This window comes from Bacillus sp. N12A5 (assembly GCF_026790125.1).
In the GTDB taxonomy this organism is placed as follows: domain Bacteria; phylum Bacillota; class Bacilli; order Bacillales; family Bacillaceae; genus Bacillus.
Genome location: NZ_JALAMR010000026.1, coordinates 1 through 21349, shown reverse-complemented (window position 1 = coordinate 21349; position 21349 = coordinate 1). Strand labels below are relative to the sequence as shown.

Genomic DNA, 21349 nt, shown 5'->3' with positions numbered 1-21349 from the left:
TACCTCACTCTTGTCCCCATAGAAAAAACACCTCCAAGTCTAATTTCGGATAACAATCATCCGTTTTCAAACTTGAAGGTGTTTTTTATTTGTCTCATCTTATGGGGTCAGTCCCCAATGATAGTGTTGAGCTTTTTTTCTTACTGTTATTTTCGAATATGTATATCTTGAATTGACTGTTTCGGTGCATGAAATCTGCTCTCGGCTTCACTTCTTGCCTCGGCAAAAGCCCGCGCCTCTACATGATCTTTGTAGACATCCAGCTGAATCAAATACAGCGGACGCACTTTAAAGCCGTGAATAATGGTTACAGCCCACAACGGGACCACAATAAAAACGCCGGGCAGATCGGGCAGCACAAACCCAAACGCAAATACGAAAAAATAAATGATTCCGTACATCATCCACTTTCTATTTCTCACCTTGATGCCAATAAATAAAAAGGCAAAAAAACTGGTAATGGCAAAAGGCATGAAAATAAACAGCATCCACCAGCTATGCAGCCATTCCCAAGCGGCACCTCTTTTTGTAATTCCCATATTTTTCTCCTCCTATTTACCTATAATAATCGATTAGGCATACTTCGTCATCTGAAAACAAAAAAACTTTTCTTTCCTTAAAATAGTGATAGACGAGGCACAGGTTTCTTGCTATATTATTAATTGATAATGATTATCATTACTAATGAACTAAAAATACATATTGGGGGGTTCTTGATGAAAAAGAACACATTGCTCGCAGGCATGCTGGTGCTTCTACTCATGTTTGTCAGTGCTTGCAGCGGCACGGCTTCTAAAGGGAGCTCAAGCGATTCTGCTTCCGAAAAAACAGAAATGAGAACATACAAATCACCAAAAGGGAACGTCAACATTCCTGAACATCCGAAACGCATCGTCACTGATTTTTATGCCGGTGAATTACTGTCTGTCGGGGCCAATGTGGTCGGCTCAGGCTCATGGTCATTTGATAATCCGTTTTTAAAATCAAAGCTGAAAAATGTGAAGGATGTTGGTGATCCAATCAGCGTTGAAAAAGTGATGGAGCTTCAGCCTGACTTAATTGTTGTCATGAATGAAGAGAATGTTGATAAATTAAAGAAAATCGCTCCGACTGTTGTCATACCTTATAACACAGCGAAAAACGTAGAAGACACAGTCAGCATGTTCGGAGATATCGCTGGAGCGAAAGACAAAGCAACATCATTTATGGCTGACTTTAACAAAAAAGCGGAAGCAGCTAAAAAGAAAATTGCCGGCGTCATCGACAAAGATCGACCTTCGGCATTTATGAAAACACAGACAAGGGCGAATTCTGGGTGTTCAATGACAATGGCGGACGCGGCGGCCAAGCAGTATACAATGCACTCGGGTTAAAAGCGCCTGAAAAAATTGAGCAAGATGTCATCAAAAAAGGAGAGATGAAACAGCTCTCTCAAGAGGTCATTCCTGAGTATGCCGCAGATTATATGTTCATTACGGATTACAACCCGAAAGGCGAAAGCAAAACACTCGACAAGCTGGAGAATTCCTCTATTTGGAAAAATCTTGACGCTGTTAAACATAATCGCGTGTTTATCAATGACTTTGACACGTTCTACCCGTACGACCCGATTTCTGTCAGCAAACAGGTGGATATCATCACCGACATGCTGATCAAACGGGCCGAAGAAAATAAAAAATAAAAAAACGGCACAGTCATGACGCTGTGCCGTTTTTTATGATTCATTTTAATGTTGACTGCACGGAGTCAGGCATATCTTCAAACTTGACTTCTTCCCCAGTCTCGACATACTTTCCTTTCGCCTTCACTTTCAAATACGCGTTCTTCCGAAGCTCTTTGCCGGCGAAAAAGGTCACTTCTTCTTTTTTCCCGGATGCATTATATCCGTCTAATGTATATTCAGTACCGCCCGGGCTAAGATGTCTGCCATCTCGATCAATCTGAACATAGACATCTTGCTGGTGAATAAACGGATTAAATCTGTCTGTAACATCGTTATGAAAAAAGAGAAGCCCGCATATTACGGCAGCCGCCGCCAAGACGGCCAGGATTGCCATTGCTTTTTTCATCTTTGCACTCCCCTTACTTGTTCATTTTTTTCAAATAGCTTGACCGCACCGCGAGGAAGAATAGAAGCTGAAAAATGAAAAACCCTCCGATGGTGAGACTGAGCGGCCCCGCGACATCGGAATAGCCTTCCACAGCCAATGTTCTCAAGGCAAACAGCGTATGCATGACCGCAATGACAAATGGAAAGAAGAAAAGAATGGCCAGTTGTATCGTCACACTTTGTGCCATTTCACGCTCACTCAGGCCGATTTTGGCCAGTGAACGGTAGCGCTCCCGGTCTTCATCTAAATCAGTGAACAGCCTGAAATATAAGAAACTTGCTGCTGCGACAAAGAATACAATTGCGATAAACAGGCCGATAAATAAACTCAGGCTCGGCAGCTGCACCGTATCATAGTAAGTCCCGGCTTTTGAAGCAAAATCAGAATGCACGTCGATATAATTGCCGTAAATCTCATTTTGCAAGGATTGGCTGATCCCAAGACTGTCTTTCCAATGATCATAGCTGTAGCCGTATAATGACGCTTTATCACCGAGTGATTTCAGCTGATCAAAGGTTTGATCGTTCACCGCGATGATGGCATTCAATGAAATCAGCGGTTTTTTGACTTCTTTTACTGTCAGTTTTTGGCCAGACGGCTTGCCTTTTTGGTTCAGCAGCTTCAGCTGATCCGGCGCTTCGTTTTTGAAATTGCGGTCATACGTGCCAGGGAAATAGACAGTCTCATCATTTTTCAGGCCGCTCAGCTTGACATGGAAGTATTTTGATACATCCGATTTGCTGATCATGTAAACAGGGGGAACAGTTTCTCCTTCCTGATAGCGAACATAGGAAACATCTATTTTGTCTTTCTTATACGTAAAGCCGTGTGTTTTCAGTTCATGGTCAATATCTTTCAAATGAGTCTGTTCTTTTGGATTGTTGCTGTAAGATAAATACTCCATTTCATAAGCGGACTCTTCCGCCCCGACGGTCGATTTGTACATCGCGAGCACGCCTGTCGCAGTAAACGCAACCGCGGAAATAATGCTGACAATAAAGAACAGGCGGGCGTTGTCTTTTAGACGATAGACAAGGTCAGAAACCCAAATGACGTTTTTCCCGCGCAGATAAAAGGTTTTCCACTTCTTCAGCGCGCGCAGAATCCATATGCTGCTTTGGCTGAAAAAGAAATATGTTCCGATGACGGTGAGCAGTAAAATGATAAACGGTTCGGCCCCGTGAACATTGCCTTTAAGAACCATGCCGTACCCGCCGCACAGACAGACAATGCCGAATAAGGACAGAAGCACGGACGGCTTAGGCTCCGGCTTAATCTTGTCAGTGCCCTTTATTAATTTGATAACCGTATTTGATCTGACAAAAAGGATCGTAAACTGCGATAAAAAGAAAAATAAGAGCAGAAATCCGCCAGCCGTAATACCTAGCGCTTTCCAAGGCATATACAAAGGCAGCGCATCCATTTCTAAAATATAAGCGCCGACCGTAAAGAACGTCTTTGAAAAAATAAATCCTCCGATAATGCCGGCTGCAATTGACATGACGCCGATGATCATATTTTCCGCAGTAATGAGCTTTCTCAGCTGCCCCGGCGTGATGCCCTGCATGAGCAGGATGCCGAATTCTTTATTTCTCGATTTCAAAAATGCGTTAACCGAATACAGAACAAATAAGAAAGAAAAAACAAAGATCATCCATTCCGCAGCGGTTAAGCCTTTTTTGGCGATGTTATTCAGGTAGCCTTCCTTTAATGCCGGATGAAACAGGAACATCGCAAAGGTAAAGAAAATCAAAACGGAAAAGGCGCTGCTTAAAAAGAATGCGAGATAGGCCCTTTTGTTTCTCGTGACGTTTTTATAAGCGAACTGAAGAAAGGTCATTTGCGTTTCCCCCCAGCATAGACAGCACATCGAGAATTTGTTCATAAAATACTTGGCGGTTCTCCCCGCGGTAAATCTCATTAAACAATTCGCCGTCTTTTATAAAGATGACGCGGCGGCAGTAGCTTGCCGCAACAGGATCGTGGGTCACCATCAAAGCCGTGACATGATCATCCTGATTCAGGCTCTGCATTGTTTCCATGACGTCTTTTGACGCTTTGGAATCAAGGTTGCCCGTCGGTTCATCGGCCAGGATGAGTGACGGCTTATGAATGACCGCTCTTGCGATGGCGGCACGCTGGCGCTGTCCTCCGGATACTTCAAACGTCCGTTTATTGAGCAGGTTTTCAATACCGAGCTTTGTCGCGATGCCTAGCAGTTTTTCTTTCATTACAGACGGTGCTTCTTTTTCAAGCGTTAACGGCAGCATGATATTTTCACCGATTGTCAGCGTGTCCAGAAGGTTGAAATCCTGAAACACAAATCCGAGCTGCTTGCGGCGGAAATGAGCGAGCTTTGTCCGCTTCAGGCGATGCGGGTTTTCTCCGTGAATCAGGATATCGCCAGAATCCGGACGGTCGATCGTTGAAATGATATTCAAAAGCGTTGTTTTTCCGGACCCGGACGGCCCCATCACCGCCGTGAACTCGCCTTCTTCAATTGAAAATGAAATTTGCTTTAAGGCTTGATAGGACACTTGTCCTTTATAGGTTTTATTTATATGTTTGACTTCAAGCATATTCGCCATGAGAATCCTCCTTATGTTTTTATTCTTGTTGATCTGGGCTGCTTTCATGTAGTGCCGGGACGTTCAACATAAAAATCCCCTTGACATAAATCCATGTTATCAAGGGGAAAAAAAGCGAGCTATGTTGTTTTCTTAACGCAGCCTTACATTTTTGTAAGAAATGAAAATTGAACTGATGTCCCTTCACCGGGAGACGAGCTGATGTCTACCGTATGATTGAGCTTACCTGTTATTTCTTTGACGAGATGGAGGCCGATTCCCGTAGATTCTTGGAAACGCCGCCCGTTTTCACCGGTGTAATAAGGGTCAAACACCCGCTTGATATCTTGGGAGGGAATCCCGACACCGTAATCTTTGACTTCAAGCACCGTCCTGTCTTTATCGCGGAAGACATTCAGCTCAAGTCTGTCACTCTTGCCCGCTGAATACTTGACCGCATTTGTGACCACTTGGCCGATCGCAAATTTGAGCCATTTGGCATCGGTGTAAATCTGATGATCATCGCAAACGTTCATTTTCGGATAAACGCGATATTGAATAAAAAATCGTTTATAACTTTGAATGACCGATTGAAGAAGTTCTGACAGGGAAACCGCTTCGATTTTAAAATCCCGTTCAAACAGGTCGAGCCTTGAAGAATAAAGAAGCGTCTCCAGCCCGAATTCAATCTGCCGGACTTCTTTTTTGATTTGTTCAAAAACGGGCTCATCCTCTTCTTGAATGATTAAATTAATGACCGACAGCGGCGTCTTTACTTGATGCACCCATTGATTCATATACGTCACCCGCGCGTCAAGCTTGGCTTCGGTCTCATGGAGCTTCTGGTGCTGCAGCCGGACCAGCTCCATCTGCTTTTCATACAGCTCTGAACAGAACACTGAAGAACCGAAATACGGGATATCCGTCCCTTCCTGCCCCGAGCTGAGCCAATGATACACGCCGCGGTCTTTGTACCAGCGGTAGGCAAGATAGCCCGCCAAAATAAGAAGCTGCACGCCCAATATGTAAAACAAGTGTGAAAAAGAATGAAGACCCGCAAACCAGTAATAAAAGAAGACAAACAGCCCTTGAAGGAGAAAAAGCAGAATCAGCACTGTATGAGAGCGGAGAAACAGCTTCATGACTGCGCCCTCAGCTGATAGCCTTCGCCCCGCACCGGTTCAATAGAAACAGGCGCATTCAGCTCCCGCAGTTTTTTTCTGAGCCGCGTGATATACACGTTAAGTGTATTATCATCGACAAAAATGTCGGTGTCCCACGTCTTTTCCATGAGACGGTCCCGACCCGTCACCTTTTCTCCCCGCTCCAGCAGCACTTCCAAAAGCTTGCTTTCTTTTTTAGAAAGCTCGCTTTTTTCATCCTGAAAACGCAGTTCAAACCGTTCCACAAAGAGCTGAACGCCGGCATATTCAACCACTTTCTCCCCCTGCTTTGCGGCGTACTCCCCGTATGCCCTGCGGATCTGGCTTTTGATTTTCGCCAGCACAATATCGTAGGAAAACGGTTTTTCGATATAATCGTCTCCCCCGTTTTCAATCGCCATCACCTGATCCATTTCCCCGCTTCTGGCTGAAATAAAAATGATCGGGCTTGTGGAGTGCTGGCGGATCTGGCGGCACCAATAATATCCGTCATATGCCGGCAAATTGATATCAAGCAGCACTACATCAGGCTTTTCCTGCAAAAAAACATCAAGAACAGCCGTGAAATCCGCGGTGACCACTGTTTGATATCCGTATTTTTCAAGGTAATTCTGCAACAGTCCACGAATGTCTTCACTGTCTTCCACAATCATGATCTTATTCAAACTGAACCACTCCCGTTTCTTACACTGCTGCCATCATCATAATCGTTTTGGGCGTATGGACGCAACACCGCACAAAAAAACCGCCATCTTGGCGGTTTCTGGTCTCTTCAGCCGACCTGCTGCTTAGCTGCTTTACCGGCTGATCCAAACTCTCTCATTTTGCTTCGCACTGTCTCTTCGACGGCTTCAATGCCGGGTGTCATATAGCCGCGCGGTTCGTACAGATCGCTGTTTTCCTGAAACATGCGGCGTGTTTCATCTGTCCAGGCTACCATACATTCCGTATTGATATTGATCTTCGCGTGGCCGAGCGTGATGGCTTTTTTGATCTGATCCTGCGGAATCCCGGATGCCCCGTGAAGAACGAGGGGAATCTCAGTCATGCGGGAGATAGCCTCCATTTCCTTAAATCCGAGATTCGGCTCACCCTGATATTTGCCGTGTACAGAGCCGAGGGCCGCGGCCAGCGCGTCGATATTGGTTTCTTTAACGATCCGCTCACATTCCGTGATATCGGCATAGCGGACCCCGCCGACCAGTCCGTCTTCCATTCCGCCGACCGTGCCGACTTCGGCTTCTACTGACACGCCGTGCTTTCCGGCATAATCGGTGACTTCTTTTGTCATCGCAATATTCTCATCAATCGGCTGATGGGAGCCGTCAATCATCACTGAGCTGAATCCGGCATCAATGGCTTGTCTGCAGCGTTCCGCACTGCTGCCGTGATCGAGATGAAGCACGACCGGAACGGTAATCGCCATGTCCTCCATTAACGCGCCGACCATGGCGGCAATCGTTTTAAATCCGCCTAAATAGTCAACCAGGCGATCGGAAGCCGCGGCAATGACCGGTGATTGCTCCTTTTGCGCCGCCTGCAAAATCGCCTTCGTCCATTGCAGGCCGTTGATATTAAACTGGCCAATTGCATATTGCTCCCGCTTTGCATCTTCAAGAAGCTCTTTCATCGATACAAAAGCCATGTTCACCCCTCCTTTATCCGTTACATGCTGAAGTATTTTGATACAACATCAACCGTTGTTTTTTTCGCTGTTTGAATGGCTTCCTCAGCACTCAGCTTATAGTATTCAGGCCGGAAGAGCTCAACCGATACAACATCAGAGAAGCCGATCTCTTTGAGGGCTGATAAGTGGGCATCTAAGTCAATCGCCCCTTGTCCCGGCCATACACGATCCTCATCCGTTAAAAAGCCGATTGGGAAATCTTCTGTATCATCGATATGATAGATAAAAATTTTCTTTCCGTCCGCCTGCTTTAAGCTCTCAATATTTGAACCCATGGCATGGAAGTGGAAACTGTCAAGGACAAGCCCGACATTGTCACGGTTAACTGTGTTTACGATGTCGTACGCCTGTTCAAACGTATTGACCGTACATTGCGGATGGCCGACAAATTCAAGCGCGATTTTTACGCCGTACGGCTCCGCGATATCTGAAAGCTCAGTCAGCACCTCTACACTGCTCTTTTTGATCTCTTCTTTTACAATCTTCTGCTCAGTCACAAGCGGAACCGCCACCACATATTTCACACCGAGGGTTTTGCATGTTTCCAACATGCCTTTAAATTCAGCGATGATCTCATTGTGGCCCTTTTCATCACGATTATTGAAGAAAACGAGTGCGTTTAAGGCAAGCGGTTTGATGTGATGGGTTTGAAAATATTCCGCAAGCTCTTCCAATGAATGGTCTTTTAAGTACTCCGGCAGCTTATCCATTGTGCGGATTTCAATATAATCATAGCCGTGCTTTTCGCATAGTTCTAAATCCTGTTTAAGATTTGAGTTTTCCAATGTTGTTGCTTCATTAAAACAAAGTTTCATGTCAGACTCCCCCATCTGCGTTTTAGATATGAAGGGAGTTCGGCAGGAAGGCTGTTCGCCATATCCCGCCGAACTCCATGCTCAGCTTATGCCAGACCTAATTCTTCTTTCATTTTCTTAAGCATAAATCGGCTTGATTCATCCGCTCTTTCGTCGACCCAAGCAAAAACGGCATTCGTCGCAATTCCGTCGAACTTCATTTCCCTTAACTTTCTGAAAATCGTATCAAAGTCAACCTCGCCTTGGCCAATGTCCAAATGCTGGTGAACCGTTACTTTCGCGTCAGGCGGATTGACGATGTAACGCAGGCCATGAGCCGCTTTATGATTAAAGGTATCTGCAAATAAGACATGTGTGAGGCGGTCGCCGGCTTCGTCAAACATGGTCTCGATATCGCCTTTGCCGTCATCATAGAAGAACGTATGCGCAGTTGAGTAGACAAGATTGATCCAATCCTTGTCAAGCGCGCGGATCATATCCATCGCACCCTTGTGCGTTTCGATAAAATCGTACGGATGGGCTTGAAGATTGAGTTTAATGCCTTCTTTTTCAAAGACTGGCAGAAGCTCATCCATGGATTTGATAAACTTTTCTTCACTTGTTAAAGGATCATATTTTGAACCGCTGAATTCACTGTTCATCAAATCCACTTCAAGCTCAACCGCAATTTCGATTGCCCTTTTCCAGTTGCGCACCGCAGCCTGGCGGCGGTCTTCATCAGGGCCTGCCCAGTGATAAAGCGGAAGGAGTGATGAAAGCTTAACGCCTGTATCCCGTAAAAGCCGCTTTAATTGTTTGATCTTTGCTGAATCGACTTTCGGATATTTATAAAATGGACAGAAATCCTCACGCGGCGACAACTCGATATATTCATAGCCAAGCTCTGCCGTTTTATAGACCATTTCCTCTAACGTTAAATCATCTCGATACATTGATGGATCTAATGCTAATTTCATGTTTTCACTCCTCTTTTTTTAGTTTTCTACTGTTGTAAAAGATTGATAGAATTCCGGTTTTTCCTTTAATTCAACCTTTTCTTTTTGTCCAGATTCCTGGGCTTTGACACACGCGTCAGTCGTAACAGCAGCAATATAGCCGTCCCATGCCGTCGGGCCGCTGACCTCGCCTTTCTTTTGAATCGAATCAATGAAGTCTTGGATTTCCACATCGTACGCGGCTACAAAGCGTCTCTGCCAATCCATCAGAATATCTGTGCTGAATTTGCCTTCTTTTCTCATGCTGATGCTTGATGGTTCAGGAAGCTTGATGATGCCGTCTTCTCCGACGATCTCACATTGAATGTCATAACCGTATTTACAGTTGACATAGATTTCAGCATTGATGACGATACCGCCTTTTGTTTCGATTAAAACGATTTGCGGATCTTTTAAATGCGGAAGGGCATTTTTCGATTTTTTCGGATAGATGACCTGAACGGACTCGTAGTCATCATTTACGAGCCAGTGCAGCACATCAATTTCATGAACAAGCGTGTCGACTACGGCCATATCCGTTGTGTAGTTGTCTCCCACAGTCGGGTTGCGGTGCGCACAGTGAATCATAAGCGGCTCGCCGATGACACGATTGTCGAGCACTTCTTTCAGCTGTACGTAACCGCTGTCATACCGGCGCATGAAGCCGACTTGAACAAGGCGTTTGCCCACTTTCATTTCTTCTTCAACGATGCGCATGCATCCCTCAGCCGTTGTCGCGAGCGGCTTTTCACAGAACACATATTTCTGGGCTTGAATGGCTTTCAGCACGCTCGATTCATGCGCAGGCCCCCAGCTTGTCACTAAGACGGCGTCTACATTTTCGTCTGCAAGCAGGCTGTCATCATTGGGATAAACCGTCGCGTTTAATTGGTATTGCTCAACAACCTTTTGTGCAGCTTCTTGATGAACATCTGTTACAGCAACGATTTCTGCGCCGGACAGTTTATTGGTGATGCGGTTAATATGTTCTTTTCCAATTGCTCCAGTTCCAATTACGCCAATACGTAAACTCATTGACAGCCACTCCTTCTATTGGTTACATCATTTTGCTTTCTGTTTCTTGCTTTACTTGGCTCCGAGGAGATCCGTAGAGTTCCTCTTGGATTTGTTCAAGCGACTTGCCAGACGTATTCGGCGCGAAGAGAAGCCCGATGATCATACTGGCCGTCACACAACCTAGGAGAATTGCAGCCATCGTTCCAATGCCGAAATTGGTCATAATCATTGGGACAAACAGACTCCAAATCCCTATTGAAATACGGACTAAGAAAAACATCAGTCCCTGTGCAGAAGCACGATACTGTGTAGGAAAGATTTCACTTGCCCATAACTGATAGTTCGCTTGCTGCCCGGCTCCGTTATTGATGCCGATTACGACAATAAACAAGAGCAGAACCGGCAGGCCTTCAACCGGCAGCAGAAACAGTGTCCATCCGATCACCGCCATAAAAGCGGCGATTCCAAATACGGTTTTTCTATATTTGTCGGCAAAGGGCATGAAGATAAAGGCGACCCCTAATCCGGTGAAGATAAACAGGCCCATTTGCAAAAGGTTTGCCATGTTGGCAGATACACCGCCGACCTGCTGATAAATGTATGGCATAAAGAAACCCATCACTCCGGCGGCTAAATTCCAAACCAAGTACACACCCATCAAAAACAGTATGTTTTTTACATACATTGGCTTGAGCAAATCAAAATACGAGGTTTTATTCAGTACGGCCGGCTTCTCTGCCTGAGCTTCTCCCGGCTGATTTTTTGACTGCCAGGCGTCTGACTCCGGAAGCCTGATCCTCAGGATGTACGTAATCAGCGCAATCACAAGCAGATGGGCAAATACGATTTTATTTCCTAAGAGGCCCAAATCACCGACCAGTACGGAGAGAAGCAGCACAACAACAGCACCCGCGGCCCAAGCGACTTGTGCCACACCGCAATGGCGGGCCCGATTTTTCTTTGGCGCATTTTCTGCAATAATGGTCCATGATGCGGTAATGTCAGCTCCTACTGATAAACCGATAATCATGTAACCGCTTAACAACATGGGGAAATTAACCCCAAACAGAACCAAACAAATCCCTAGTGCATAGACCAGCATGCTATTGGTATAAACAGCCTTCCGCCCGACTTTATCAGCCAGAAACCCGCCAAGCAGCGCGCCGACAGCAGCAGAAATCGCGTTTGCGCTTAGCGCGCCGAGCAGCCCGATTTGCGTATCGGATAGCTTTAGGTAACTGACCCATAGCGATAATCCGGCCGATCCAGCCACAATTGAACCGGCATCAATATAGTTGGCCAATGCTGCTGCAATTGTCCGTTTATTGAAGGCTGAATCACCATTGGTATTGCCCATATATTCAATCCCCATTAAGCCAGATCCAGCAACTGCTCATCGATATAGTTTCTTGCGATCAATGCATACTCAAGCGGGTTGGCTACATCGGGGTCCTGTTCAGCTTCAACGACAATCCATCCGGAATAATCATGCTTCAACAGCAGCTGATATACTTCTCTAAAATCAATGCATCCATCACCGGGAACCGTAAACATGCCTTTTAAAAATGCTTGCCGAAATGATTCCCCTCCAAGCCTGCATTGTTCCATGACATTCAGGCGGGCATCTTTAAAGTGCACATGCTTAATGCGGCCGATATGTTTTTCAAGCATTCCCATGTAGTCGCCGTCAGAAATATACGCATGGCCTGTATCATAGAGGAGGTGTACATGCGCAGGATCTGTTCCAGCCATCAGGCGGTCCACTTCTTCCGCGGTTTGGACGCCAGTGCCAAGATGATGATGATAGACCAGCTTTAAGCCATGCTGATTGGCAATTTTGCCAAGGTAATTCAGCCCTTCGCAAAGCCGTTCCCATTCATCATCCGTAAAGTGCGGCTTCTCTGTGAACACGTTTTTCTCCAAGCTTTGCACACTGTAGGTTTGTTCAGAGACAACTGCGACATCCGCGTTTACTTGCTGCAAATACTCACAATGCAGAGTAAATGCCTTTGCCGCTTTCCCAAGTCCGTCACGCAAAATAAAACTGCTGAACCATTTTCCCGCAATGCGTAAATTCCGGAGCTTCAGCTCTTTGTTCAGGATGGCAGGTTCGGGGAAAAAGCCCCCGACCTCCGTGCCTTGAAAACGTGCGACAACAATATCACTTAACAAATGCTGAAGTGTATTTCCCGCTCCAATTTCAGGCATGTCATCATTCCGCCATCCAATGGGAGCGATCCCCCACAGGATTTCATTTTTGCCCATCTATGGTGCCTCCCCTCTAATACTGCTTCGCAGATTCCAGCATGTTTTCTTTTGCTTCGTATGCCTTCTGAACGCTTTCTTGTTCAGATACCTCTGCTACGCCGACGTGCCACCAGCTGTCATAGCCATCAGTCATTGTTTTTGGCAGAACCTTCATTTCAATTAACGTTGATACGTCCTGTTTCTTCGCATCCTCTAACGCCGCTTTTAATTCTTCGACTGTGTTTGCGCGGTAGGTTTTCGCGCCGTATCCCTCAGCAACTTTCGCATAATCGACATTTAAAATCTGGTTGTCATCTGTGCGGAACTCACAGTAGTAGCTGCCGCTGCCGTGATCCATTTGCAGGTTGTTGATACATCCAAAGCCAGAGTTGTCAAAGAGCAGCACATTGATTTTCTTGTTGTATTGAATCGCCGTAATCAGTTCGGAGTGAAGCATCAAAAAGCTGCCGTCTCCGACAATGGAATACACTTCTCTGTCAGGGTGGGCCAATTTAAGCCCCAGTGTGCCGGACACTTCATAGCCCATGCAGGAATACCCGTATTCCAGGTGATACGTATTCGGAACATTAGAATGCCATAGACGCTGCAAATCTCCTGGAAGGGAGCCTGCTGAACAGATGATGACGCTGTCTTCAGGAATTGTCTCGTTGATTGTCAGCAATGCCGTTGTCTGCGGAAGCTCTGTATTCAACGCGTCAGCGTATTCATTTAGAACCTCTTGAGAAAAATGATGTTTGATTTCCGGATCAAAGTCTTCCCGTTTAAACGTCACTTTGCTGAGGCGTTCGCGTTCGGCGAGCCATTCGTCCTTCAGCTCCTTAATCGTTGAGCCGAATTCGCTCTTATAGCCTTCAAGCAAGCCGTGCAGTTTGCCAAGCGTCACTTTCGCATCTGCTACCACTTGGAACGCGTCGAGTTTATACGCCTGCATTCGGCTGACATTGATGTTCAGAAACTTCGCTTTATCAAAATCAAAAGCGGTCTTAGAGGATGTCGCAAAATCCGTATATCTTGTGCCGATACCGATAATCAAATCGGCTTGACGGGCCGCTTTATTTGCCGCAAGTGTACCTGTGATGCCCATTCCGCCGAGATTGTTGGCAAAATCTGCTTCAACGGTCGACTTTCCTGCCTGCGTTTCAACTAACGGAATGTGATACGCTTCAGAAATGGCAACCAATTCATCGCGTGCACCGGAATATTTCGCGCCTCCGCCGACGAGGATCACAGGTTTTTTGCTGGCTCTGATCAGCTCCGCCGCACCTTGAAGCTCACGCTCACTCGGCTGCATGCGATCAATATAATGAACCCGTTTGACGAAGAAACTTTCATCAAAGTCGTATGCCTCTCCTTCTACATCCTGAGAAATGCAAATCGTTGCCGGGCCAGCCTTTGCCGGATCAGTCATGACTTCAAACGCGCGCAGCAAACTGCTCATGAGCTGCTCAGGGCGCGTAATGCGGTCCCAGTATCTCGATACAGGCTTCAATGCATCGTTTGTCGTAATCGCCGCACTGTATTCTTGCTCCATTTGCTGCAGTACAGGGTCTGGCTGTCTTGTCGCAAATGTATCTGCCGGAATCAAGAGAACCGGGATATTGTTTGCCAATGCAGTGCCGGCTGCCGCCACTAAGTTGGCCGCGCCCGGTCCGACGGATGTAGAGACCGCATATATTTTTCTTCTCAGCATTTGCTTGCTGTACGCCATTGCGGCATGCGCCATTCCTTGTTCATTTTTCCCTTGAAAGACTTTCAAATGGCCAGCATCCTGCTCAAGCGCCTGCCCGATCCCTAGTACGTTTCCATGGCCGAAAATCGTGAAAATCCCTTCAACGAAAGGCTCTTCCTTTCCATCTACATGGATGTACTGCTGGTTTAAGAACTTAATCAGCGCTTGGGCTGTTGTTAAGCGAATTTTCTTCCCCACAAACGATCCCACCTTTACTCGATCTTTTTCAATTATGACTGTGCTTCAATAAGCTGTACGATTTCATCCGCAGTCGGCATCGCTTCTGACGAACTGTGCTTGCTCACCACAATGGAGGCTGAAGCGCTGCCGTATTTCAATGCCGTTTCGATGTCTTTTCCGCTGACAAGGCCATAGATAAAGGCAGACGCATAGGAGTCGCCGGCTCCAAAGGTTTTCAGCACTTTTGTCTTGTACGCTTGGGCGCGGAATACCTCGCCGGATTTGCTGTATGCGTAAGAGCCTTCAACTCCGTGCTTGATGACAACAAGATCGGCTGAATGGCCAAATAAATGATTGACGGATTCTTCATTGCTTCCGCCTGGGCGGTTTTCCATCACATCAAATTCATCGCGTGTGCCGATGACGATATCCGACTGCTCGGCAACCAAAGAGTAGTAAACGGCTGTTTCATCCGCTGACTGCCACGTATACGGGCGGTAATCCAGTTCGAACACCACTTTGACCTGATGCTTTTTCGCGTATTGAACAGCTTTTAACACCGCTTCCCGTGACGGGCTTTTGGCGAGCGCTGTCCCGGAGACAAGCAGCATTTTTGCATTGGCGATATAGTCCTCGCTTACCTCTGTAGGCTCAAGATAAAGATCCGCCACATCATCTCGATACATTAAGATGCTGCATTCTTCGGGGCTGAGGATTTCGGTAAATGCGAGGCCTGCTTTGTGGCCATCTTGATCAACAACCATCTGTGTAGTATCAACGCCTGTATTTCTCATATAGGACTCTATGAATCTTCCATGCTGGTCATCTGGAATTTTGCCGATGAAGCCTGCTTTTAAGCCAAGCTTCGCGCTGCCGATCGCGATATTCGCAGGTGAACCGCCGACGTATTTGGAAAATGTCATCGTATCTTCCATTGGGCGGTTGTATTCAACTGCGTTCAGGTCAATACATGCCCGGCCGATGGCAACAATATCAAATTCCTTCTCTTCATTGAATGTATACTTCATCGTAAACAGCCACTCCTCACTTGTTTAGCGTTCTAAAATCCACTCATGCGCCGGGTCATTATGAAACTTCCATTTCCGCGTCGGCCCTGCCATGACATTTAAATAGTAGGATGTGTATCCGTCCGGCACGCCTACCGGGTGGTATCCCGCAGGAACGATGACAACGTTTTCATTTTCTACAGTCATCGTCTCGTCAATGGAGCGGTCATCTGTGTATACGCGCTGAAACACAAAGCCCTGTCCCGGGTCTAACTCATGGTAGTACGTTTCTTCCAAGAAAGATTCCTCCGGCAAGTTGTCTTGATCATGTTTATGAGGCGGGTAGCTGGACCAGTTGCCGCTGTCTGTATAGACTTCAACTACTAATAGGCTGTTAGCTGAAGGGTCTGAATCCGGAAGAATGTTATGAACAGTACGTTTGTTTGAAAACTTCCCGCGATGCTCAATTCCGTTGTCCTCCGCTTTGATCAGCTTTGTCGGCAGCTGTTTTTCCGATGGAGAATAGCAAAGCGCAACCCTAGCGTCGCTGACCGCTGTAATCTCAAAGGAACGGTCATTTGACATATAGACACTGTCCGTTGGTTTTCGTTCAAATACGCTTTCACGCGTGCCGATATTCTCAAAAGTCGACTCATGATCGGTCACTGTAATCTTTCCCGTTACCGCCACGATACAGATTTCTTGTTTTTTCAATTCTTCTGCATAGCTGGAACCGGAAGCGAGATCTAACACTTTAAACTCTACATAAGTGAGATCAGAGTTGGATGTCGTTACTTCGTGCACCAGTTTGACCCCATTAGACACTTCATTCGACTGCGGCTTACGCAACAAATCACTCATAGTGAAGCCCTCCTCTTTCTATTGGTAGAATGAGTCCGAACAGCGCACATAGACGCCGTTCGGCTGTTCGTCGTTTAGTTGAAATCAGGTGCCGGATATCTTGCTGTAACCACTTTTTTACGCGTATAGAAGTCGACGCTGTCTTTTCCGTTCGCATGCAGCGTTCCGAAGAATGAAGACTTCCAGCCTGAGAATGGGAAGAACGCCATTGGAGCCGGCACACCCAGGTTGATGCCGAGCATTCCCGCATCAATGTTTTCACGGAAGTAGCGGATTGCGTTTGAGTTGGATGTGAACAAGCAGGCACCGTTCGCAAACTCAGACTTATTGGCAATCTCAATCGCTTCTTTCAGGTTTTTCACACGGATGACAGATAAGACCGGAGCAAAAATTTCATCTTTCCAGATCGTCATCTCTGTCGTGACATTGTCAAAGATCGTCGGGCCGACAAAGTAGCCGTCGTCAGACACATTTTCACGTCCGTCACATACGAGTCTTGCGCCTTCTTCCAGGCCTTTTTCGATATAGCTGAGCGTGCGCTTCTTGTTGTCTTCGCGAATCACCGGTCCTAAGAACACGCCGTCATCAAGGCCGTTACCGATTTTAATGTCAGCCACTTTTTCCTGCAGCTTTGCCATAAACTCATCAGCGATTCCTTCTTCAACCGTTACAACCGCACAAGCCATGCAGCGTTCACCGGCAGAACCGAAGGCTGCTCCGATGATGTTTGTGACCGTGTCTTCGAGATGCGCATCGTTCAGGACAATCGTATGGTTTTTCGCGCCAGTCAGAGATTGAACACGTTTTAAATTTTCGCTTCCTTTTTTGTAGACATATTCGCCGACCGGCTTGGATCCTACAAATGAAATCGCTTTAATTTCAGGATGCTCCAGAATGCCGTTCACAACGTCATGCGCACCGTATACGACGTTGAATACCCCTTTCGGAAGGCCCGCTTTTTCAAAAAGCTCAACCAATTTCTCTGTTAACAGCGGTGTCCGCTCAGATGGCTTTAAAATAAATGTGTTGCCGAGCGCGATCGCCATCGGGAACATCCAGCAAGGAACCATCATCGGGAAGTTGAATGGCGCGATTCCGCCTACAACTCCGATTGGGTAACGGTAGTTCGCCGCTTCAACGTCCGTTGCGATGGAAGCAAGTGAGTCACCCATCATCAGAGAAGGTGCTCCAGCCGCGAACTCCACGTTTTCAATTCCGCGTCCCACTTCTCCAAGCGCTTCTTTTGTGTTTTTTCCGTTTTCAATGGTAATCAGATGAGCAAGTTCTTCTCTATGCTGAGACAGCAGCTGCTGGAAGTTAAACAGAATTCTGGCGCGGCGCGGAACCGCCACTTTTGACCATGTTTTAAATGCCTCAGCCGCTGTTTGCGCTGCGTAATCGATATCCTCTTTTGTTGAAATCGGCACTTGGCACAGTACTTCTTTCGTCGCTGGATTCACAACGTCTTCATATTGATCTGTTTTGCTTTCAACCCATTCACCGTTGATGTAGTTTTTTAATTTTCTGATTTCTTCCATTCTTATTGCCTCCTTCATTAGTAAACACATACACTTGTATGGATGGTTCAGGATAGATTCATATCAATATCCACTTTTCAGCAAGCCAATAATTAAACGCTTTCAAAAAAACCAAAAAAATAAATGGCGGATGCATATGTTAGATACAAGCAACCATTTCATGCACATCAGGTTACTTTTTGGTCATTTCTTGGTTATATTCTAATCGCACAATACCCATAAGTCAATCATAATCACTAAATTTTTTCATTATTTTTATTATATTAATCTTCTAACGAATGAAGAGAGTAACGAGAAGTCCGTCGAATCTTGCAAAAGATGTATACCAATGTTATCATTTTTTAATCAACTATTGATCAACTTTTGGTTTTTATTATATATTTATGTTACGTAAAGATTCAAGAAGGAGTTTTTTAATATGAAACTGATGCGGATTCAGGAAATGGAGGAGTACATTTTATCGCATGGCACTGTTTCCTTAGATGAGCTTTGCCAGGTGTTCAATGTCTCTAAAAACACAGTCAGACGTGATATCAACAAGCTAACAGAAAAGGGTGCGATAGAAAAAGTATACGGCGGCGTAACATCTGTTGAAAAAACCGCATTAGTTCCTTTTGAAAATCGCACCATTCAGCACCAAGACGAAAAAACAAAAATTGCCCATTATGCTTCCCGTTTTATTGAAGATCACGATTTAATCTTCATTGATTCAGGAACGACAACAAAGTCTATTCTTGATACGCTTGATCCGGCCAAAAATGTCACCATCTTAACCAACAGTTTAGACATTATCAATGCGGCATCTGCTTTGAAGAATATCAACTTAATCATGATCGGAAACAACTATAAGAGAAAAACCCGCTCGTTTGTCGGCATGGATGATCCGGCTATGCTTGATAAGTACAATATCAACAAAGCCTTTATGTCCGCTACCGGAACCACACTGACACACGGATTGACCAATTCGGACCTGCTTGAGTACGAAATTAAAAAGAGGATTTCGGAAAAAGCAAAAGAAGTGTATCTATTGGCTGACCATTCAAAATTCGGAAAATCAACGCTTTTAACGTATGCGCCGTTTGACAGGCTGCATTGCATTGTGACCTCTCAGCCATTAGATGACGAGTACACGCAGTACTGCAATGAGCACCAAATCGGCATTCATCTGGCTTAACGTTTACAATAGTGTTGAGAGTCTTTCATCCATTTTATGCTAGGAGGCAGATCATGAAAAAAGCGAAGCTCGGAAAATCAGACTTGCAGGTATTCCCTATCGGATTAGGAACAAATGCTGTCGGAGGACATAACCTCTACCCGAACCTGAATGAAGAAACCGGAAAAGAATTGGTTCGCGAGGCGATCCGTCATGGCGTGACGATGTTAGATACCGCTTACATTTACGGGGTCGGCCGTTCCGAAGAACTAATTGGCGAGGTGCTGCGCGAATTCAACCGTGACGATGTTGTCATCGCCACAAAAGCCGCGCACAGAAAACAAGGCAATGACTTTGTCTTTGATAATTCACCAGAATTTCTTAAAAAATCTGTTGATGAAAGCCTGAAGCGTTTGAATACGGATTATATCGATTTGTTCTACATCCACTTCCCGGATGAACAGACGCCAAAGGATGAAGCCGTTAACGCGCTGAATGAGATGAAGAAGGCCGGAAAAATCCGCTCCATCGGTGTATCCAACTTCTCTTTAGAGCAATTGAAAGAAGCAAACAGAGATGGTCTGGTAGATGTATTGCAAGGCGAATACAACCTGTTAAACCGTGAAGCGGAAAAGACATTCTTCCCGTATACGAAGGAGCATAACATTTCATTTATTCCATACTTCCCGCTCGTATCAGGATTATTGGCAGGAAAGTATACAGAAGATACAACGTTCCCTGAAGGCGACCTGCGAAACGAACAGGAACACTTCAAGGGCGAGCGTTTCAAAGAGAATATCAGAAAGGTCAACAAACTGGCGCCGCTTGCTGAAAAGCATAACGTGGACATCCCTCACATCGTATTGGCTTGGTATTTGGCAAGACCGGAAATTGATATTTTAATCCCTGGCGCAAAACGTGCCGATCAGCTGATTGATAACATCAAAACAGCCGACGTGACGCTTTCTCAAGAGGATATTTCGTTTATTGATAAGCTGTTCGCATAAGAAGAAAACAGCCTTCCCCATTGGGAAGGCTGTTTTTATTTGCCTATCAATTAGGTTGATTTTGATGCAAAAACTTACAAAAAGCGCCAAGAATCCGATAAAATAAAGGTAGTTTATCTCAGAAAGAAAGTGATCAAAAAACTAACATGATATGTAAGATTGATAAAACGCTAGAATCAACCCAACAATAGAAGAAGCATACGAATCACGATTAAAACAGATTAACGGGCCGTTTCGGCGGCCTATGGAGGAAACAGAATGAAACTTAACTATGTAAAAGCCCTAGTTGCAGTAATCGTTGCTTTAGGTGTACTGCTGCCATCAACGATTTCTGATGCAAAAAGTTTTAGCGGCCGCTCGTCATCCAGCTACAGCAGCCGAAGTTCCAGCTCGTCATACAGCGGAAGCTATAAATCCAGCCCGAAATCAAGCTACAGCTCAGGATCAAGCTCTTCTAGCAAAAAATCCAAGACATCTGACGATTCATCATCTTCGATTTCGCTGAAAAAGAAATCTTCCGATAAGACAAGCTCATCAAGCTCTAAAAAATCGTCAGGCACGTTTTCCGGTGCCACATCCAAAGTAAGCGGAAAGACATACAGCGGAAAAACGTCTAAAGCTTATGTCGGCGGACGTTATGTTTCAGTGAATCACTACTACAATGCAGGATTTTCGCCATCAGGATGGTTTGGCTATTATAGCGGATTCACTATGGGCATGTTCATGATCAGCATGATGCACCCTTGGGGTTACACCTATCATCCAGTCGGGGGCCCAGGCTATGTTTCTTATGGCGCTTCGCCCATTGCCTGGATCGTTGATATCATCGCTTTGATCATTATTTTACTCATTGTCATCGCACTGATTCGCGCATTTAAAACACCGAAGACGTACAGAAGGAGCTTTTAGATCATGAAATTAGTATTAAATGAGCAGGAAATTGTAGACGGGATTTGTGTGTATGTTTCTAATGAAGAAGATATATACCCTGAGGACGTTGAAGTAAAAGAGCTGTCTTACAACAAGCGTACAGGATTCTTCGCTGAAGCCAAATGTGGCCCGCACCACAAGCAGCTTGTGTCCGATGACATTTCAGAAGGCATTATTCAGTTCTTAGAGGAATACCACAACTTTAATCCAGACGTTACCGTCGTTGAATTGCAATTTGATAAGAAAAAAGGCTTCTCCGCCTTGGTTTTTGTCAACGAGGGTGAAGAATAGAATGTCCTCATCAAAACCTTACTGCGGGTGGGGACTGACCCCCGTTTTTGA

20 protein-coding genes and 1 pseudogene are annotated in these 21349 nt (G+C 45.6%); 5 read left to right on the top strand and 16 right to left on the bottom strand.

Annotated features, from left to right (window positions below):
* Positions 1–146 precede the first annotated feature (146 nt).
* On the bottom strand, positions 147–539 hold the full coding sequence (locus tag MOC09_RS19835) for a hypothetical protein (protein WP_268360379.1): 393 nt from the start codon (positions 537–539) through the stop codon (positions 147–149).
* Between the two features lie 177 nt (positions 540–716).
* Here MOC09_RS19835 and MOC09_RS19830 point away from each other — a divergent pair.
* Positions 717–1681 (top strand): annotated as a pseudogene (locus tag MOC09_RS19830) (iron-hydroxamate ABC transporter substrate-binding protein).
* A 40-nt stretch (positions 1682–1721) separates the two neighbouring features.
* Here the strand turns inward: MOC09_RS19830 and MOC09_RS19825 are convergent.
* The 15 genes from MOC09_RS19825 to iolA form a co-directional block, all read right to left on the bottom strand.
* Entirely contained in the window at positions 1722–2069 is a 348-nt protein-coding gene (locus MOC09_RS19825; protein ID WP_268371665.1) for a YxeA family protein, read from the bottom strand.
* 13 nt (positions 2070–2082) lie between these two features.
* Positions 2083–3951, bottom strand: coding sequence for an ABC transporter permease YxdM (yxdM, locus tag MOC09_RS19820; protein ID WP_268371664.1), 1869 nt, complete (start codon positions 3949–3951; stop codon positions 2083–2085).
* Positions 3926–4699, bottom strand: a complete 774-nt coding sequence (gene yxdL, locus MOC09_RS19815; protein ID WP_268360375.1) for an ABC transporter ATP-binding protein YxdL — start codon at positions 4697–4699, stop codon at positions 3926–3928. The genes yxdM and yxdL overlap by 26 nt, the downstream gene beginning before the upstream one ends.
* Positions 4700–4842: 143 nt before the next feature.
* Positions 4843–5820 (bottom strand): two-component system sensor histidine kinase YxdK, encoded by a 978-nt coding sequence (yxdK, locus tag MOC09_RS19810; RefSeq protein ID WP_268371662.1) that lies wholly within the window; start codon positions 5818–5820, stop codon positions 4843–4845.
* Positions 5817–6506 carry a two-component system response regulator YxdJ gene (gene yxdJ, locus MOC09_RS19805; protein ID WP_014115767.1) on the bottom strand — a complete coding sequence of 230 codons (690 nt, stop codon included), beginning with the start codon at positions 6504–6506 and terminating at the stop codon, positions 5817–5819. Before yxdJ ends, yxdK begins: the two co-directional genes overlap by 4 nt.
* Before the next feature lie 107 nt (positions 6507–6613).
* The gene (iolJ, locus tag MOC09_RS19800) at positions 6614–7486 is read right to left on the bottom strand and encodes a 6-phospho-5-dehydro-2-deoxy-D-gluconate aldolase (RefSeq protein WP_268360372.1); all 873 of its coding nucleotides are present in this window, start codon (positions 7484–7486) and stop codon (positions 6614–6616) included.
* A gap of 20 nt (positions 7487–7506) precedes the next feature.
* Positions 7507–8343, bottom strand: a complete 837-nt coding sequence (gene iolI, locus MOC09_RS19795; protein ID WP_268371660.1) for a 2-keto-myo-inositol isomerase — start codon at positions 8341–8343, stop codon at positions 7507–7509.
* Positions 8344–8429: 86 nt separating this feature from the next.
* Complete coding sequence (locus MOC09_RS19790; protein ID WP_003219021.1) at positions 8430–9299, bottom strand: sugar phosphate isomerase/epimerase family protein; 870 nt, start codon at positions 9297–9299, stop codon at positions 8430–8432.
* An 18-nt stretch (positions 9300–9317) separates the two neighbouring features.
* Positions 9318–10352 (bottom strand): bifunctional inositol 2-dehydrogenase/D-chiro-inositol 1-dehydrogenase, encoded by a 1035-nt coding sequence (gene iolG / locus MOC09_RS19785; protein WP_268371659.1) that lies wholly within the window; start codon positions 10350–10352, stop codon positions 9318–9320.
* A 22-nt stretch (positions 10353–10374) separates the two neighbouring features.
* Complete coding sequence (iolF, locus tag MOC09_RS19780; RefSeq protein ID WP_268360369.1) at positions 10375–11691, bottom strand: myo-inositol transporter IolF; 1317 nt, start codon at positions 11689–11691, stop codon at positions 10375–10377.
* 14 nt (positions 11692–11705) lie between these two features.
* Positions 11706–12599, bottom strand: a complete 894-nt coding sequence (gene iolE, locus MOC09_RS19775) for a myo-inosose-2 dehydratase (protein ID WP_268371658.1) — start codon at positions 12597–12599, stop codon at positions 11706–11708.
* Positions 12600–12615: 16 nt separating this feature from the next.
* Positions 12616–14529: a 3D-(3,5/4)-trihydroxycyclohexane-1,2-dione acylhydrolase (decyclizing) gene (gene iolD, locus MOC09_RS19770; RefSeq protein WP_268371656.1), complete on the bottom strand. Its 1914-nt coding sequence runs from the start codon at positions 14527–14529 to the stop codon at positions 12616–12618.
* Between the two features lie 32 nt (positions 14530–14561).
* Complete coding sequence (gene iolC / locus MOC09_RS19765) at positions 14562–15539, bottom strand: 5-dehydro-2-deoxygluconokinase (RefSeq protein WP_268371653.1); 978 nt, start codon at positions 15537–15539, stop codon at positions 14562–14564.
* A 24-nt stretch (positions 15540–15563) separates the two neighbouring features.
* Positions 15564–16379, bottom strand: a complete 816-nt coding sequence (iolB, locus tag MOC09_RS19760) for a 5-deoxy-glucuronate isomerase (protein WP_268360365.1) — start codon at positions 16377–16379, stop codon at positions 15564–15566.
* Positions 16380–16453: 74 nt separating this feature from the next.
* Positions 16454–17917, bottom strand: a complete 1464-nt coding sequence (iolA, locus tag MOC09_RS19755) for a methylmalonate-semialdehyde dehydrogenase (RefSeq protein WP_268371651.1) — start codon at positions 17915–17917, stop codon at positions 16454–16456.
* Between the two features lie 418 nt (positions 17918–18335).
* Between iolA and iolR the strand changes: the two genes are divergently transcribed.
* The 4 genes from iolR (at position 18336) to MOC09_RS19735 (ending at position 21298) form a co-directional block, all read left to right on the top strand.
* Positions 18336–19091 (top strand): myo-inositol utilization transcriptional regulator IolR, encoded by a 756-nt coding sequence (iolR, locus tag MOC09_RS19750; protein ID WP_268360363.1) that lies wholly within the window; start codon positions 18336–18338, stop codon positions 19089–19091.
* Positions 19092–19144: 53 nt separating this feature from the next.
* Entirely contained in the window at positions 19145–20077 is a 933-nt protein-coding gene (locus MOC09_RS19745) for an aldo/keto reductase (protein ID WP_268360362.1), read from the top strand.
* 258 nt (positions 20078–20335) lie between these two features.
* Positions 20336–20986 (top strand): hypothetical protein, encoded by a 651-nt coding sequence (locus MOC09_RS19740; RefSeq protein WP_268371650.1) that lies wholly within the window; start codon positions 20336–20338, stop codon positions 20984–20986.
* Positions 20987–20989: 3 nt separating this feature from the next.
* Positions 20990–21298 (top strand): DUF2653 family protein, encoded by a 309-nt coding sequence (locus MOC09_RS19735; protein ID WP_268360360.1) that lies wholly within the window; start codon positions 20990–20992, stop codon positions 21296–21298.
* The last annotated feature ends 51 nt before the right edge of the window (positions 21299–21349 follow it).